Here is a 15,372-nt window from a genome sequence, read left to right as displayed (position 1 = left end):
CCCAAGGTCGACGCCGCCTGGAACCTCCACGAACTCACCCGCGAACTCCCCCTCAAGGCGTTCGTCCTCTACTCCTCCCTCGCCGGCGTCCTCGGTGGCCCGGGTCAGGCCAACTACGCGGCCGCCAACACCTTCCTCGACACCCTCGCCGCCCACCGACAGGCAACCGGCCTGCCCGCCCACTCCCTCGCCTGGGGCCTCTGGGCCCAGAGCAGCAGCATGACCGGCGAGCTCACCGAGGCCGACCTCACCCGCCTCAGCCGGGGCGGCGTGGCCGCGATCACCGAGGCCCAGGGCCTCGGCCTCTTCGACGCGGCGCTGCGCAGCACGGACGAGCCCGTGCTCGTCCCGGTCCTCCTGGACCTGCCCGCCCTGCGGGCGAACGCGGCGGGCGGCGACCTGCCGGCCGTCCTGCGCAGCCTGGTCCGGGTGCCCGCCCGCCGGGCCGGCGGTGCGGACGGCGGCCTGGTCCGGCGGCTGACCGCCCTCACCGGACGCGACCGCACCCAGGCCCTGCTCGACCTGGTCTCCGCCCAGGTCGCCACCGTCCTCGGGCACTCCGACACCAGCGCGATCAACCCCCAGCGGCCCTTCAAGGAGCTCGGGTTCGACTCGCTGACCGCCGTCGAGCTGCGCAACCGCCTCAACAAGGCCACCGGGCTCGCCCTCTCCACCACCCTGGTCTTCGACCACCCCTCCCCGCTCGCCATCGCCGAGCTGGTCGAGCGCCGGCTCTTCGAGCAGCAGGAGGCCGTGCAGGCCGCGCCGACCAGGGCCGCCGCCGCCGACGACCCGGTCGCGATCATCGGCATCGGCTGCCGGTTCCCCGGCGGGGTCGCCTCCCCCGAGGAGCTCTGGGAGCTGCTGACGAACGAGCGGGACGCCGTCTCCGGCTTCCCGACGGACCGCGGCTGGGATCTGGAGAACCTCTACCACCCGGACCCGGACCACCCCGGGACGAGCTACGCCAAGGAGGGCGGCTTCATCTACGACGCCGCCGAGTTCGACCCGGCGTTCTTCGGCATCGCCCCCCGCGAGGCCGTCGCCCTGGACCCGCAGCAGCGCCTGCTGCTGGAGACCTCCTGGGAGGCCTTCGAGCGCGCCGGCATCGACCCGACAACCATGCGCGGCAGCCACACCGGCGTGTACGCGGGCGTGATGTACCAGGACTACTCCGGCCGGTTCGTCCACCACAGCCCCGAGGAGTTCGAGGGCCAGATCGGCATCAACGGCACCGGCGCCGTGGCCTCCGGCCGGGTCTCCTACACGCTCGGTCTGGAGGGCCCGGCGGTCACCGTCGACACGGCCTGCTCCTCCTCGCTGGTGACCCTGCACATGGCCACCCAGGCGCTGCGGGCGGGCGAGTGCACGCTCGCCCTGGCCGGCGGTGTCAGCGTGATGGCCACCCCGAGCGCGTTCACCGAGTTCAGTCGGCTGCACGGCCTCGCCCCGGACGGCCGGAGCAAGCCGTTCTCGGCCGCCGCGAACGGGATGACGATGTCGGAGGGCGCCGGACTGCTGCTGCTCGAACGGCTCTCGGACGCCCGCCGCAACGGCCACCCGGTCCTCGCGGTGATCCGCGGTACCGCGATCAACCAGGACGGCGCCAGCAACGGCCTGACCGCCCCCAACGGCCCCGCCCAGGAGCGGGTGATCCGCCAGGCCCTCGACCGGGCCGGCCTCACCCCGACCGAGGTGGACGCCGTCGAGGCGCACGGCACCGGCACCTCGCTGGGCGACCCGATCGAGGCCAACGCGATCCTCGCCACCTACGGCCAGGAGCGCGAACGGCCGCTCCAGCTCGGCTCGTTGAAGTCCAACATCGGCCATGCCCAGACCGCTGCCGGCGTCGCGGGCGTGATCAAGATGGTGATGGCGATCCGCCACGGCGTGCTGCCGAGGACCCTGCACATCGACGAGCCGTCCGGCCTGGTCGACTGGTCCCCGGGCACCGTGGAGCTGCTGACCGAGGCCCGTGCGTGGCCGGAGACCGGCCGCCCGCGCCGGGCCGGCATCTCCGCCTTCGGGATCAGCGGCACCAACGCCCACGTCATCATCGAGCAGCCCGAGGCCGAGCAGGGCGCCGCCGAGGAGACCGCCGAGCAGACCGCCCAACCCGGCGGCCCGCTGCCCTGGGTACTCTCCGCCACCACCCCGGAGGCGCTGCGCGGCCAGGCCGCCCGACTGCGCACCGCCCTGCTCGCCCGGCCCGAGGCGGACGACCGCGACATCGCGGCCGCCCTGCTCGGCGACCGCACCCGCTTCGACCACCGCGCGGTGGTCCTCGGCGGGACCCGCGCCGAACTCCTCACCGCACTGGGCGTGGTGGCCCAGGGCGGCACCGCCCCCGGCGCCGTCACCGGCCGGGTGGCCACCGGCCCGTGGGCGGTGCTGTTCACCGGCGAGGGCGCGCAGCGGGCCCGGATGGGCCGGGAGCTGTACGAGTCCTTCCCCGCCTTCGCCACCGCCTTCGACGCCGCCCGGGCGGCACTGGCCGCCGAACTCGGCACCTCGGGCAACGAGTTGCTGCTCGACGCGGCCGGCGCCGACCGGCCCGCCGTCGCCCAGCCCGCGCTGTTCGCCTTCGAGGTCGCGCTGTTCCGGCTGCTGGAGTCCTTCGGCGCCCGCCCGGACTTCGTCCTCGGGCACTCGCTGGGCGAGCTGACCGCCGCGCACGTCGCCGGCGTCCTCTCGCTCGACGACGCGGCCAGGCTGGTCGCCGCCCGCGGCCGGCTGCTCCAGGAACTGCCGTCCGGCGGGGCGATGCTCGCCGTCACCGCCTCGTTCGCCGAGGTGTCGGAGCACCTGGCGTCCTCGGGCCTCTCCGCCAAGGTGAGCGTGGCGGCGGTCGACGGGCCGGCCTCCGTGGTGGTCTCCGGGCCGGTCCCGGACGTCACGGCGGTGGAGCGCTGGTGGCGCGGCCGCACCCGCAAGGTGCGCCGGCTGCGCTCCGCCCAGGCCCTCCAGTCGGCCCTGGTGGAGCCGGTGCTGGCGGACTACGAGAAGGTCGCCCGCGAGCTGGCCTACCGGGAGCCGCAGCTCGCCGTGGTGTCCGCCCTGACCGGGGCGCTCGCCGCGCCCGGGGAGCTCACCGACCCGGAGTACTGGGTGCGCCAGCTCCGCGCGACGGTGCGGTTCGGGGACGGCGTGCAGACGCTGCGGGAGCAGGGCGTGCGCACCTTCGTCGAGCTCGGCCCGGACGCGGTCCTGGCCCCGCTGGCCGAGGAGTCGCAGGCCGGCGCCGGGGTCCGGGCCCCGGCGGTCGCCCTGGCGGCCGTGCGGCGCGGCCGGAGCGAGGCCTCCTCGCTGCCGGCGGCCGTCGCCGGGCTCCAGGTCCGGGGCGTGGAGGTCGACTGGGCGCCGCTGCTCGGCTCGGCCGGGCCGCGCACCCGGGTGGACCTGCCGACGTACGCGTTCCAGCGGCGGCGCTACTGGCTCGACAGCGAGGACACCGGCCGGGTCTCGGCGAACTCGCCGGAGGGCCGGTTCTGGGCGGCCGTCGAGGAGCAGGACGTCGAGCAGCTGAGCCTGCTCCTCGGGCTGGACTCCGGCTCCACGGACGGCTCCACGGACGGCGCGGCGACCCGCGGCGACGTGCTGGCCGAGCTGCTTCCGGCGCTGGCCCAGTGGCGGCGGCGGGAGCGGCAGGAGCGGGCCGGCCGACGCCGGGGCGCCACCGTGGACCGGTCGGATCTGCTCGACCGGATCGCCGAACTGCCGCCCGCCGAGCGGGAGTCCGCCGTACTGGAGGCCGTCCTGCGGGAGTGCGCCGAGGTGCTGGGGAGCCCCGCCGGGGAGGAGCCCGAAGCGGAGCAGAACTTCCTGGCGATGGGCTTCTCCTCGCTGTCCGTCATCGACCTGGGCAAGCGCCTGACCGAGGCGACCGGGGTGGACGTGCCGATGGGCCTGATCTACGACCGCCCGACGCCCGCCGCACTCGCCGCCTACCTGGCCACCGGGCTGCTCGACGCCATGGCCGGGTCGGCCGGCGACCGGGGCTGACCGAAACGGCGGTGCCCCCGTCCGATCATCGCGATCGGACGGGGGCACCGCCGTTTCCGGCGCGGGGTGTCAGGCGCACACCCGGCGGCTGTGGTCCGTGGTCAGCGTGCGCAGCGCCTGGTAGAGGCAGAGCAGCGCCCAGAACTCCTGGCGGACGCCCTCCGGGCTGCGCGAGCGCAGCGGCACCCCGGGGTGGCGCGGGTCCGAGCCGACCACCGCGAACAGCGCGTCCATGGTCCACCGTTCGCAGAAGCACCGGACGAGTTCGTCGGCGGGGGCGGTGAGCGGGTCGAGCAGCGTGCTGACCAGGACGTCCGGGCCGTCCTGCAGCACCCGGACGGGGACGGTGCCGCCGGGCCCGGACAGCTCGGACCGGTGGCCGCCGCCCGGCAGCGGCCCGAGGACCGGCAGCGCCAGCGCGGGGTCGGCCCGCCAAAGCAGCTGGGCGCCGGTCGCGGCGGCGGCCAGGAACGGCGCCGGCGTGGCGAGCGGGCGGCCTGCGGTCAGCAGCATGCCGGGCGAGAGCCGGCCGTAGAGGCGTTCCGCGAGCGGGCGCACCGGGAGCGACGGATGTGTGGCGTCGTCCGGCGTCTCCAGGGCCGCACCGAGCAGGCCCAGGGTGCCGGACTCGGCCAGCACCGCCAGCCCGGCCCGGGAGCGCGGTGCGCCCGGGCGGGCCGAGCGGCCCGGGGCGGGGCCGGTCGCGGTGGGCGGCAGGTCGAAGGCGGTCTCCTCCAGCGCGACCAGCCGCAGGCCGCGCCAGAGCGCGCACGGGTCCTCGGGCCACCCGGTGGCGACCCGGCCGGCGGTCTGGTCGAAGAGGTTGCGCAGCGGCGCCTCGCCCAGCCGGTACCGGGCGAGCGAGATCGCGCCGTCGGTGGGGACGCGGTAGCCGCTCCAGCCGGGCCGGGCCCAGCGCAGTCCGCGCAGCAGTCGGTGCAGGGTCCGCTCGTAGCCCATCCGGGGTTCGAGCCAGAGCGCCATCGACAGGTAGACCATCAGCTTCGCGGGCAGGACCCGGGCTCTCGTCTCCCGGGCGCCGGCCTGGTCTATCGCGGCGTCCACCATGGCCTCGGGGAACATCTTCGCCAGCACGCCGATCGAGATGTCATCGGTCAGGCTGCCCTCACTGGTCTCGTCCGTCCTGGACATGCGACGTTTCACTCCAGTAGGGGGTTCGTCCGGTGGCGCCGCAGGGCACGGCGCGGACCGGGGTTGGGGGGAAGGAGCCGCCGGGGTGCGGCACGGAAGGGGGCGGGCGCGTTTCCCGGGCGCCCAAGGACAAGGGCCTGTCCGGCGGGTCAGGCCGGACAGGCCCAGGGGTGGCCTCGCGGGTCGGCGGCCGTCAGACGTGGTCCGCGACGGGTGTGGCGGCGGCCTCGGCCGTCCTCTCGCCGGACCGCCTGCGGGCGCCGAGCAGCAGGACGGCGGCGACCGCGGCGACCGCGCAGGCGCCCGCCCCCGCGGTGTAGGCGATGTGGGTGCCGTCCAGGAACGCGGTACCGACCTTGCCCATCACCAGCGGCTTGATCTGCTCGGGCAGCTTGCCGGCGTCGGAGAAGTCCCCGGCGGCGATCCGGTCGACGGCCTCCGGGGGCAGCGGCAGGCCGGCCAGCGCGGTGCCCGCCGAGGTGGAGAGGTGGTGCGAGACGAGCGTGCCGGAGACGGCCACGCCGAACACCGAGCCGACCTGCCGCGCGGTGTAGCCGACGCCGGAGCCGGTGCCGGCCCGTTCCTCCGGGACGGCCTGGAGCAGCGCGGAGGTGACCGGCGGTCCGGCCAGGCCGGCGCCGAGGCCGAGCAGCAGGAACTGCCACCAGTAGCTGCCGAAGCCGTCCTGGTAGTGCAGCATGCGCAGGCCCAGGAGACCGCCGCCCATGGCGAGCGCGCCGACCAGCGCGGTCAGCCGGACGCCGACCCGCTCGGAGACGACCACGCCGACGATCGAGGCGACGGTGACCATGGCGGTCATCACTACGGTCCGCAGGCCGGCCTGGACCGGGCTGAGCCCGTCGACCTCCTGCAGGGTGAGCATCAGCAGGAAGACGGCGCCGAACATGGCCCCGAAGACGGTGAAGTTGATGATCGCGCCGGCGCTGACGTGCGGGTGCCGGAAGAAGGACAGCGGCAGCATCGGCTGGCGCTGCCGGGCCTCCCAGACCACGAAGCCGACCAGCGCCAGGCCCGCGCCGACGAAGCAGCCGACGATCCGGCCGGAGCCCCAGCCGGCCGAGTTGCCCTCGATCAGGGCGTAGGTGAGCAGTCCGACCCCGGCGACGAACAGCAGCTGCCCGAGCACGTCGACGGCCTGCCGGTTGTCGGGGCGGGTCTGCGGCAGCAGCTTGGCGAGCACCGCGACGGCGAGCACGCCGACCGGGATGTTCACCCAGAACACGCTCTGCCAGCCGTACTGCTCGACCAGCACGCCGCCGACCAGCGGCCCTGCGGTGAGGGCCAGGCCCGCCACCGCGGACTGGATGCCGACCATCCGCCCGCGCGCGGTCGGGTCGGGGTAGAGCTGGGTGATGATCACCATGGAGACCGGCATCAGCGCCGCGCCGGTCACGCCCTGGGCGGCGCGGGCGATCAGCAGCATCCCGACCGAGCCGGAGAGGGCGCACCAGGCGGAGGTGAGGGTGAAGCCCGCGAGCGCCCCGACGAAGAGCCGCTTGGCGCCGATCCGGTCGGCGAGGGCGCCCGCGCCGAGCAGCAGGCAGGAGAAGGTGAGCAGGTAGGAGTCGACCACCCACTGCAGTCCGCTGACGTCGGCGCCGAGCTTGTCCCGCAGGTCGGGCAGGGCGACGTTGACCACTGTGGTGTCCAGGAAGACCAGGAACAGCCCGCTGAACAGGGCGACGAGCAGCAGCGGGCTGACGCCGCCGCGCTCCTTCCCGGCGACGGCGGCCTCAGGCATCGCGCTTCCGCCACTCCCGGAACTCGGTCAGGTCGTGGGCGCTGAACACCTCGGCCTCGCCGCTGCGGCGCAGTTCGCGCAGCCGGGCGACGTTGGGCAGCCGGTCCGGGACGGTCTCGACCTTCTTCTGGAAGGCGTTCAGGCCGGGCGTGCACCAGGGCTGGTCGGCGATCTCGCCGTGGAACATGTAGGCGTCGCCGGCGTGCAGCAGCCAGCCGCTGCCGGTGTCGACCGCCACCCCGACGTGGCCGCGGGTGTGCCCGGCGAGCGGGATCAGCAGGATCTCGGGCGGCAGGCCGGGGATCTCGCGGACCGACTCGAAGCCGAACCACTTCTCCCCGTCGGCGAGTTCGTGGGTGACCCACTTCGGGTTGTGGGCCCACTGGCTCTGCCGGTACCGGTTGCGCTCCAGCTTGGTGGGCGGGTTCATGGCCGCCCGGTACTCGGGCCCGTAGGCGTGCACCTGGGCGTCGGGGAAGTCCGCCAGCCCGCCGGTGTGGTCCCGGTCGAGGTGGGTGAGCACGATGTGCCGGACGTCCCGCGGGTCGTAGCCGAGCGCCTTCAGCTGGTTGACGGCGGCCTCCTCGGGCTTCAGCACCGGCCGGGAGCGCAGCATGAAGGCCCGGCCGAGCCGGCCGACCGGGTCGGCGATGTCCCGGGTGCCGAAGCCGCTGTCGACCAGGACGAGGCCCTGGTCGGTCTCCAGCAGCAGGCAGTGGCAGAGCATGTGAGCCGCCTGGAAGAGGCCTCCCTCGCCGTTGACCAGCCGCCGCGAAGGCGGCCGATAGGTGCCGAAGTTGAGGTGCCGGACGAGCATTTCTCTTCCTCTCGCTCATACCGCTACGGGCGGATGCCGCTACGGGACTGCCGATTGCCCAGGACGTCGGCCCGGGAAACCCTCCGCCGCCGGGGCGGGGTGTTCTGATGATGCGTCAGGTCCGGCGGGTCATCCGCCGTCCCGGGCGGCACGGCGGGCCAGCAGGCGCAGGTAGCCCTGGAGCAGCGGCCCGGCCGGACCGCCCACCGGCAGCCACGGCGCCTTGGAGCGGTGCCAGGGCAGCGGGGGCGGCGCGTCGCCGGTGAGCGCCTCGGCGAGGTGGCCGCCGGTGGCCGTGGCGAGCGCCAGGCCGTGGCCGCAGCAGCCGCCGGCGAACCAGGTGCGGTCGTCGATCCGCCCGACCACCGGCAGGTCGTCGCCGGTCATCCCGACCTGCCCGGTCCAGCGGTGGGTGATCTCCGCGGGGACGGGCAGCCGGCGGGCGAGCCAGTCCCAGGCCCGCCGGTGCTCGTCGGGTCTGGTGGTCGGCGGGATGTTCACCGGGCCGCCGCCCATCACCAGCCGCCCGTCGGGGGTGAGCCGGTAGTAGGGGGCGAGCGTGGTCACGTCGATGACGGCGTCGGGGCCGAGCTGCGCCCGGGCCTCGGCGGACAGCGGCGCGGTGGCGAGGGCGTGCAGTTGGAGCGGCGCGACGGTGCCGACCGGCAGGCCCAGCGAGCGGGTGAAGCCGTTGACGGCGATGACGGTGCGGCCGGCCCGTACCGTCCCGGCCGGGCAGGTGAGTTCGCCGCCGCCCAGCCGTAGGACGGGGCTGCGGTCGAAGCGGCGCACGCCGAGCCGGTCCAGCTCGGCGGCGAGCGCGGTGGTCAGCGCGGCCGGGTCGAGGGTGGCCGCGACGGGGTGGCGCAGCGCGGCGCGGTACCGCCCGGGGCTGGCCACGGGTGCGACGTCCAGGTCGAGTTGGCGGTAGGCCTCGGCCTGCCGGGCCAGCGTGGCGGCGGCCCGGTCGGAGTTGGCGACGATCAGCTGGCCGCCGACGGTGAGCCCGCAGTCGGCGCCGAGCTCCCCGGCCAGGTCGACGGTCTGGCGGACCCAGTCCTCGCTGGCCAGGTAGCAGGCGCGGGCGGTCTCGTCGCCGAAGCGCTTGCGCGCCTTGTCGATGGCCGGGCCGATCCGCGGGCCGACCAGTCCGGTGCCGCGCCCGCTGGCGCCGGCCGCCGGCCCGGTGGCGTCGAGGACCACGATGTCCAGCGAAGGGTCCCGGCGGACCAGGCGGTAGGCGGTGGCCAGGCCGGTGAGCCCGGCGCCGACGATCGCCACGTCCGCGGTGACCCGCCCCTGGACGGGGTCGGCGGCCCGCAGCTCCGCCGGCCGCCACGGCGGGGCGGCGGCCGGCGGTGCGGTCGAGGGGGCGGTCAACGGTCCCCCTCGGGTGCCAGCTCCCGGAACCTCCGGTCGTGCCAGATCAACGGCTCCCCCTCGGCCGTGCCGTCCCCGTCGCCGCGGACGGACACCACGTTGCCCACCACCACGCTGTGGTCGCCGTAGACCCGCTCGTCGGCGAGCGTGCAGGCCACCCAGCCGAGCGTGCCGCGCAGGACGGGGATGCCCAGCTCCCACTGGAACTCCACCCCGGCGAACTTGCCCGGCCCGCCGGCGCCGGCGAAGACCGTGGCCAGCCCGGCCTGGTCGGCGCGCAGCAGGTGGATGGCGAAGGCCCGCCGGGTCCGGAGCGCGGCGAGCGTTCCGGATCCGGCGGACAGGCAGGCCAGCATCATCGGCGGATCCAGCGACACCGTGGTGACGGCCGAGGCGGTGAGGCCGAGCGGCTCACCGTCCGGACCGCAGGTGGTCACCAGGGTCACCCCGGCGGCGAGCCGCCGGTAGAGGCCCAGACAGGCCTCGGGGCTCCGGTCGGGGGCGCCGGCGTAGGCGAGCCTCACGACTTCGCGGAGCCGGCGGTCTCGGTGTCCACGACGATCTCCTGGGCCTCGCCGAGCAGACCGTCGACGATCTTCAGGATGTTGCCGCGCAGGGCGGTCTCGGCGACCGGGTCGAGGATCGCGGCCAGGGTCGGGATGCCCAGGTCGAACTCGGCGAGGAAGCGCACCAGGGTGCCCTCGCCGTCGGCCTCGACCTTCCAGTCGCCGCGGAACTCCGCGAAGTCGCCCTTGACCTGCTCGAAGGAGATGGCGAGCTCCTCCGGGTGGAAGGTGTCCCGCTCGGACCACTTGAGCAGGCCGTTGCGGAAGTGCACCGTCCACTCCGACAGCACCGAGCCGTCGGCGGAGGGCTCCTGGACGACGACGTTCTCGACCGTCTCGGTCAGCTCCGGGTAGCGGCCGAAGTCGCTGATCCGGCGGTAGGCCTCGGCGGGCGAGATGGCCGGGGCGAGGATGTGGATGCTCACGCTGGGCATGGTGTTTCCCTTTCGGCGGTTTCGTGGGACGCGTCGGCCGGGTGGGCTGGACGCGTCAGACGCGGTCGGCGACCGCGGTCAGCGATTCGTCGAGGACGGTCAGGAACAGCCGGATCTCGTCCTCGGTCAGGATCGCCGGCGGGGTGAAGCGCAGGACTTCGGAGGCGTTGAGCGAGTGGTTGAGCAGCACGCCGCGGTCCATGAACTCCAGCAGGAGCTCGCCGACGAAGCGCTGTTCGGCGGGCTGGATCGCGATCAGCAGGCCGCGGCCGCGGACCTCGGTGATCAGCCAGGGCGCCCGCTCGGCGACCAGTCGGCGGATCTCGCCCAGCAGCCGCTCGCCGAGTTCGGCGCTGCGCTGGACGATCTTCTCGTCGCGGATCGTCTCGACCGCGGCGAGCGCGGCGGCGCAGGCGATCGGCGAGGCGCCGAAGGTGGAGGAGTGCAGGATCGGGTCCCGGCCGAACGGCATGTACACCTCGGGCCGGGCCACCATCGCCGCGGCCGGCACCACGCCGCCGGACAGGCCCTTGCCGACCAGCAGGATGTCCGGGACGACCTCCTCGGCGTCGCAGCCCCACCAGGTGCCGAGCCGGCCGAGGCCGGTCTGGATCTCGTCGACGATCAGCAGCGCCTCGAACTCCCGGCAGGCCTCGGCGACCTCCTTGAGGTAGCCGGGCGGGGGCACCCGTACGCCGCCCTCGCCCTGCACCGGCTCGACGATGACGCAGGCCCGGCCGGCCCGGGCGGCGAGCGCCTCCCGCATCGCGGCCGCGTCGCCGTAGGGCACCTGGCAGGTGTCCGGCAGCAGCGGCTCGAACGGCTGCTGGTACTGGCGGTTGGCGGTGACGCTGAGCGCGCCCATGGTCTTGCCGTGGAAGCCGCGCTCGGTGGTGATCAGCGCGTTCTTGCCGTGCGCCCGGGCCAGCTTGATGCCCGCCTCGGTCGCCTCCGCACCGGAGTTGACGAAGTGGACGAGGTCCAGGTCGCCCGGGGTCACCGAGGCCAGCGCCTCGGCCGCGGCGGCGGTCACCGGCTCCATGAAGACCCGGGTGGCCAGCGGGTGCCGGTCGATCTGCGCCTTGACCGCCTCGACCACGCGCGGGTGGCGGTGGCCCAGGATGAAGACGCCGTACCCGCCGAAGTCCAGGTAGCGCTTGCCGTCGGCGGCGGTGATCCAGGCGCCCTCGGAGTAGGTCTCCACCACGGTGCCGAGCATGCGGGCGAGCGAGGCCTTGCCGTGGCCGAAGTGGCGCTCGTAGCGCTCCCCGGTCAGCTCGGCGTCCACGGACTCGGCCGCGGCGGCCGCGGCGGCGGCGTCGAAGGCCGCGGGGGCGTCGGAGACGGTGCTCATGCCACGGCCTCCCGGGCGGGCATCTTGGTGGCGATCCAGTACTCGACGGACTTCTCGAAGGCCTTCAGCAGCGCCTCGTGGGTGACCTCGTCGGCCATCCCCAGCTCCTCGAAGGAGGACTCCATCGAGTTGGAGACCTGGAAGAGCATCATCAGCTCGATGAAGCCGCGGAACTGGGTGCGCAGGGCGCGCGGGATGGCGTCCTCCATCAGCGGCAGCAGCAGCCGGTCCAGCGCCTCGGAGGGCATCAGGCGCGGCGGGTGCTCGGGCGCGACGCCGAGGCGCTCGGCGACCTCCAGGATCAGCTGGACGGTCTCGCCGAGGGTCGGCGAGTTCTTGCCCGCGGTGAGCCAGTACTCGCCGGTGGTGATGCCGCCGCGGATCAGGCGCCCGACGCCGCGGGCCACCAGGTCCGACGGGATCGCGTCGAGCGGGGTGTCCGCGTCGGCCGGCAGCACCGGGACGGTGCCCGTCACGATGGACGCGATCGCCTTGTGCAGGCCCTGGAAGTTGGCGATCTCGCCGGTCTGGGAGTCACCGCCGACCACCGAGGGGCGCACGATGGCGGCGGGTACGCCGCTGGCCCGGACGGCCTGCTCGGCGGCGGCCTTGGAGTCGACGTAGGCGGCGGGCCCGGACTCCCGGAGCTCCTCGTCCTGCGGCCGGGCCACGAACGCGGTGCTGACGTAGTAGAAGGGCGCGCCGGCCTGCCGGGCGAGGCCCAGCATGTACTCGGTGCCGGTGACGTTGGAGGCGAACAGCTGCTCGCGGGTGGCGCGCCAGCCGGTGCGGGCCGCGGAGTGCAGCACCACGTCGACCCGGGCGGCCAGCTCCTCGAAGCCCTCCTGGCCGAGGCCGAGGTGCTCGTCCCCGAGCGAGCCCTGGATCTCCTCGACCCGCGGGTCGTCGATCGGGGTGCGGTGCCGCAGCCCGATCACGTGGTAGTCGTCGGCCAGTTCCTTGATGAAGGCGCGGCCGAGCACACCGGTCGCCCCGGTGAGCAGTAGCGTCGGCTTGCTCATGATGTTTTCTCCCCCTGCGCGTTCTAGACGATTTCCAGCGGGCGGCCGGCCAGGAACCCGATCAGCGGGCCGGCCATCTTGCCGCGCGCCGGCGGGTGCAGTCCCAGCCCGTTGACCGCGGCCGTCAGGTAGCCGATGTCGTCGGAGCTCATGAAGTTCAGGCCGCCGAGCAGCTCCACGGCCCGGGGCACGACCCGGGCGATGGCGTCCTGGGCGGCGTACCGGACGTGCAGCGAGTCGACCAGCAGGCTCTGGTCGCAGCGCTCGGCACCGGTCTGCCGGGCGACGTTCTCGACGGCGGCCATCGCCGCCTCCAGGTCGGTGACCAGCCGGATCCGCTCGATCTCGGGGACCTTCTCGCTGGCCAGCAGCCGCTCGACCAGGGCGCTGGCGGCGCCCAGGTAGCTGGCGGTCATCAGCAGTTCGAACCAGACGAAGCCGGTGGTCTGGATGTCGTCCAGGACCTCGCCCTCGGGCACGTCGGTGCGCACCACCAGGTCGTTCGGGACGAGCGCGTCGGTGACGGTGACCTGGTCGCTCTCCGCGCCGGCCAGCGCGAAGCTGCCCCAGAACGGCGCCGTGGTCAGGCCCGGGTCGGTGGCCGGGATCAGCACGACGGCCAGCTGGTCGCCCTTGCCGTCCTCGCGGGGCACCATGACGCTCGCGGTGAGCAGGTCCATCGACTGCGCCAGGCTGCACGGCCGCTTGGCGCCGCTGACCACCAGGCCGGCCTCGGTGACCTTGGCGGTCATGCTGGGCTTCAGGATGCTGCCGCCCGGCTGTCCCTCGGCGAAGCCGGAGGCCAGCAGCAGCTTGCCGTCGACGATGCCGGTCAGCAGCATCCACTCGAAGCCGTTGCCGGTCTGGCTCAGCACCACCAGGCTGGCGAGCGAGAAGTGGTGCATGGTGGTGGCCACCGCCAGCGACGGCGAGCGCGAGCCGATCGCCCGCTGCACCCGGACGGCGGTGAGCGCGTCCGCGCCCTTGCCGCCGTGCTGGGCGGGGATCAGCAGCCCGGCGCCGCCGAGCTCCTTGAACAGCTTGATACCGGGGTTGCCCGGCGCCTCCAGCTCGCTGAGCGGCAGGCTCGCCAGTTCGGCGTCGAACCCTGGCAGCAGCGCCTCCAGTGCGGCCCGCTCGCGGTCCAGGAATCCCATGTCGTCTACCTCTCGGTGCTGTCCGGTGCTCTCGGTGCTGGGCGTTTCGTGCCGGGCGCTCGGTCGGGACGACCGGGGCGCTCCGTGACTGCTGGTCAGCCGGCTGGACGGGCCGCCGGCTAGATGGCGTTGGCCAGGCGCATCAGGCGCAGGATCGCCCCGATGCTCGGCTTGCCCTCGAAGGCGATGTACTCGGGGAGCAGGGCGTGCGGGGCCCACTTCTCCTTGTAGGCGACCTGGGTCTGCGAGGGGTAGACCTTCTCCCCGTGCTCGGCCAGGAAGCGGACGATCTTGGCGACCATCGGGCTGGCGCCGGGCGCCTCGTGCTCCTGGTCCAGCCCGGTGAACGGGGTGAAGCCCAGGTGCAGCCACTCGGCGCCGGCCTTGCCTAGGGTCTCGATGGCGTGCGCGTTGATCGCCTCCATCACCCCGGGCGGGGCCTCCCGGCGGCGCCGGGTCAGGTCGTGCAGCCAGCCCGAACGGGTGCCGTAGACCGGCGAGTAGGAGATGTAGCCGATCACCTCGCCCTCGATCCGGCCGACGAACAGCCGGCGCAGCGGCGCGACCGTCCCGGTGCGCTCGCCGATCAGGAAGGCCAGCTCCTTGGCGAACCGGCCCTTGCCGCGCAGCCAGTCCCGGTCGAGCTCGGTCAGCTCGTCGTCGACGGCCAGCGGATCGGCCTCCTCGACGACCAGTCCGCTGCGCTTGGCCCGCGAGATCTTGTTGCGCAGCCGGACGAACTTGGAGCCGCGCAGCGTGAACTGGGCCAGGTCGATGGCGTAGGAGGCGCCGATCTGGTTCACCGTGAAGCCGTTTCCGGCGTACAACTCGGCGTCGGTGCTCTGCAGTTGGACGGCGATGACCCGCTTGCGGGCCTTCCGGGCGTGCGCCCGGAAGGCGGTCAGCAGGGCCGCCCGGTCCTCGTCCGCGGCGAACGGGCCGGCGAACTGGATCAGGTAGCGCCCGGCGGTCCGGTAGGAGACCACGCCGTCGATGCCCTCGGCCCGGAAGTACTCGGTCCGCTGGTTCAGGGCCAGGAAGGCGCTGGGGTTGTCCCCGTAGCGTTCGAGCGCGTCCCGGACGTCCTCAAGCGCGGGAGTGGCTGACAGCATCGGCGGCGCTCCTCACCTGGGTCGGGCCGGCCTGCGCCGGGGCGCCGCCCTGCCGCTCGTACGCGGCCTCGAACTCGACGAAGGCCGGGTGCCGCACGGGCTCGAAGGAGGTGTTCAGCGGCTTGAGGGAGTTCCCGAAGATGCCGCGGTCGCCGAACAGGTGGATGGGGAGCGCCAGCAGCGCCCACTCCGGCTTCACCAGCCAGGCCCAGAGACCGGCGATGACCATCGAGGTCAGCAGGCTGTGCATGACGTTGTACGCGACGTAGTAGCCCTTGGGGATGTCCCCGTCGGCGGACCTCCGGAAGGCGATCGCCCCGGGGATGTACCCGATGAGGTCGATCACCACGAACAGCCCGATGAACACCGGCCAGCGAACGTCGCCCAGGTGTGTCAGGGCCAGGAAGACGGCGACCCCGAGCCCGACCAGCCATTCCAGGCGGGTCCACAGGAACGTCTTCTTTGTCTCGAAGCGATTCAGCGCATCCAATTCAACCCCACCTCGTACCCGCATGGGCGCATGCCGGGGGAGGCCCCCGTGCGTTCCGGCCTGAGCGCTTCAGGGCCCCCGCTTGCTGCGCTAGACGATCTCCCCGTGCCGCTCCGGACCGCGC

Annotated in this window: 12 protein-coding genes; 1 reads left to right on the top strand and 11 read right to left on the bottom strand. The window is 74.1% G+C overall.

Annotation, left to right across the window (positions count from 1 at the left end; translation table 11 throughout):
• Nucleotides 1-4,002, top strand: a 4,002-nt coding sequence (locus tag ACGFZP_RS11340; protein WP_392930992.1) for a beta-ketoacyl synthase N-terminal-like domain-containing protein, incomplete at its 5' end; no start/stop codon positions are given.
• A gap of 69 nt (nt 4,003-4,071) precedes the next feature.
• Here ACGFZP_RS11340 and ACGFZP_RS11335 read toward each other — a convergent pair.
• From ACGFZP_RS11335 to ACGFZP_RS11285, 11 genes are all read right to left on the bottom strand, one after another.
• Nucleotides 4,072-5,154, bottom strand: coding sequence for a transposase domain-containing protein (locus ACGFZP_RS11335; RefSeq protein ID WP_392930990.1), 1,083 nt, complete (start codon nt 5,152-5,154; stop codon nt 4,072-4,074).
• A 193-nt stretch (nt 5,155-5,347) separates the two neighbouring features.
• Nucleotides 5,348-6,916: a DHA2 family efflux MFS transporter permease subunit gene (locus ACGFZP_RS11330; RefSeq protein ID WP_392930989.1), complete on the bottom strand. Its 1,569-nt coding sequence runs from the start codon at nt 6,914-6,916 to the stop codon at nt 5,348-5,350.
• On the bottom strand, nt 6,909-7,733 hold the full coding sequence (locus ACGFZP_RS11325; RefSeq protein ID WP_392930987.1) for an MBL fold metallo-hydrolase: 825 nt from the start codon (nt 7,731-7,733) through the stop codon (nt 6,909-6,911). Before ACGFZP_RS11325 ends, ACGFZP_RS11330 begins: the two co-directional genes overlap by 8 nt.
• A 129-nt stretch (nt 7,734-7,862) precedes the next feature.
• Nucleotides 7,863-9,113 carry an NAD(P)/FAD-dependent oxidoreductase gene (locus ACGFZP_RS11320; protein WP_392930985.1) on the bottom strand — a complete coding sequence of 417 codons (1,251 nt, stop codon included), beginning with the start codon at nt 9,111-9,113 and terminating at the stop codon, nt 7,863-7,865.
• Nucleotides 9,110-9,637 (bottom strand): flavin reductase family protein, encoded by a 528-nt coding sequence (locus tag ACGFZP_RS11315; RefSeq protein ID WP_387949780.1) that lies wholly within the window; start codon nt 9,635-9,637, stop codon nt 9,110-9,112. Before ACGFZP_RS11315 ends, ACGFZP_RS11320 begins: the two co-directional genes overlap by 4 nt.
• Nucleotides 9,634-10,113 carry a type II toxin-antitoxin system RatA family toxin gene (locus tag ACGFZP_RS11310; RefSeq protein WP_387949781.1) on the bottom strand — a complete coding sequence of 160 codons (480 nt, stop codon included), beginning with the start codon at nt 10,111-10,113 and terminating at the stop codon, nt 9,634-9,636. Before ACGFZP_RS11310 ends, ACGFZP_RS11315 begins: the two co-directional genes overlap by 4 nt.
• Nucleotides 10,114-10,168: 55 nt before the next feature.
• Complete coding sequence (locus ACGFZP_RS11305) at nt 10,169-11,467, bottom strand: aspartate aminotransferase family protein (RefSeq protein ID WP_392930983.1); 1,299 nt, start codon at nt 11,465-11,467, stop codon at nt 10,169-10,171.
• Nucleotides 11,464-12,489 carry an SDR family oxidoreductase gene (locus ACGFZP_RS11300; RefSeq protein WP_392930981.1) on the bottom strand — a complete coding sequence of 342 codons (1,026 nt, stop codon included), beginning with the start codon at nt 12,487-12,489 and terminating at the stop codon, nt 11,464-11,466. The genes ACGFZP_RS11305 and ACGFZP_RS11300 overlap by 4 nt, the downstream gene beginning before the upstream one ends.
• A gap of 23 nt (nt 12,490-12,512) precedes the next feature.
• Nucleotides 12,513-13,646, bottom strand: a complete 1,134-nt coding sequence (locus tag ACGFZP_RS11295; protein WP_392930979.1) for an acyl-CoA dehydrogenase family protein — start codon at nt 13,644-13,646, stop codon at nt 12,513-12,515.
• 119 nt (nt 13,647-13,765) lie between these two features.
• Nucleotides 13,766-14,758 (bottom strand): bifunctional lysylphosphatidylglycerol flippase/synthetase MprF, encoded by a 993-nt coding sequence (locus ACGFZP_RS11290; protein WP_392930977.1) that lies wholly within the window; start codon nt 14,756-14,758, stop codon nt 13,766-13,768.
• The gene (locus ACGFZP_RS11285; RefSeq protein WP_392930975.1) at nt 14,733-15,248 is read right to left on the bottom strand and encodes a hypothetical protein; all 516 of its coding nucleotides are present in this window, start codon (nt 15,246-15,248) and stop codon (nt 14,733-14,735) included. The genes ACGFZP_RS11290 and ACGFZP_RS11285 overlap by 26 nt, the downstream gene beginning before the upstream one ends.
• Nucleotides 15,249-15,372: the final 124 nt, after the last annotated feature.

This window comes from Kitasatospora sp. NPDC048239 (genome assembly GCF_043202015.1).
Lineage (GTDB): Bacteria > Actinomycetota > Actinomycetes > Streptomycetales > Streptomycetaceae > Kitasatospora.
This window is presented reverse-complemented; position numbering and strand designations above follow the sequence as displayed.

Excerpts from the sequence above, each read along its gene's own strand:
- ACGFZP_RS11300 (WP_392930981.1), bottom strand. The coding sequence starts at position 12,489 with ATGAGCAAGCCGACGCTACTGCTCACCGGGGCGACCGGTGTGCTCGGC.
- ACGFZP_RS11305 (WP_392930983.1), bottom strand. The coding sequence starts at position 11,467 with ATGAGCACCGTCTCCGACGCCCCCGCGGCCTTCGACGCCGCCGCCGCG.
- ACGFZP_RS11335 (WP_392930990.1), bottom strand. The coding sequence starts at position 5,154 with ATGTCCAGGACGGACGAGACCAGTGAGGGCAGCCTGACCGATGACATC.
- ACGFZP_RS11325 (WP_392930987.1), bottom strand. The coding sequence starts at position 7,733 with ATGCTCGTCCGGCACCTCAACTTCGGCACCTATCGGCCGCCTTCGCGG.
- ACGFZP_RS11330 (WP_392930989.1), bottom strand. The coding sequence starts at position 6,916 with ATGCCTGAGGCCGCCGTCGCCGGGAAGGAGCGCGGCGGCGTCAGCCCG.
- ACGFZP_RS11310 (WP_387949781.1), bottom strand. The coding sequence starts at position 10,113 with ATGCCCAGCGTGAGCATCCACATCCTCGCCCCGGCCATCTCGCCCGCC.
- ACGFZP_RS11295 (WP_392930979.1), bottom strand. The coding sequence starts at position 13,646 with ATGGGATTCCTGGACCGCGAGCGGGCCGCACTGGAGGCGCTGCTGCCA.
- ACGFZP_RS11290 (WP_392930977.1), bottom strand. The coding sequence starts at position 14,758 with ATGCTGTCAGCCACTCCCGCGCTTGAGGACGTCCGGGACGCGCTCGAA.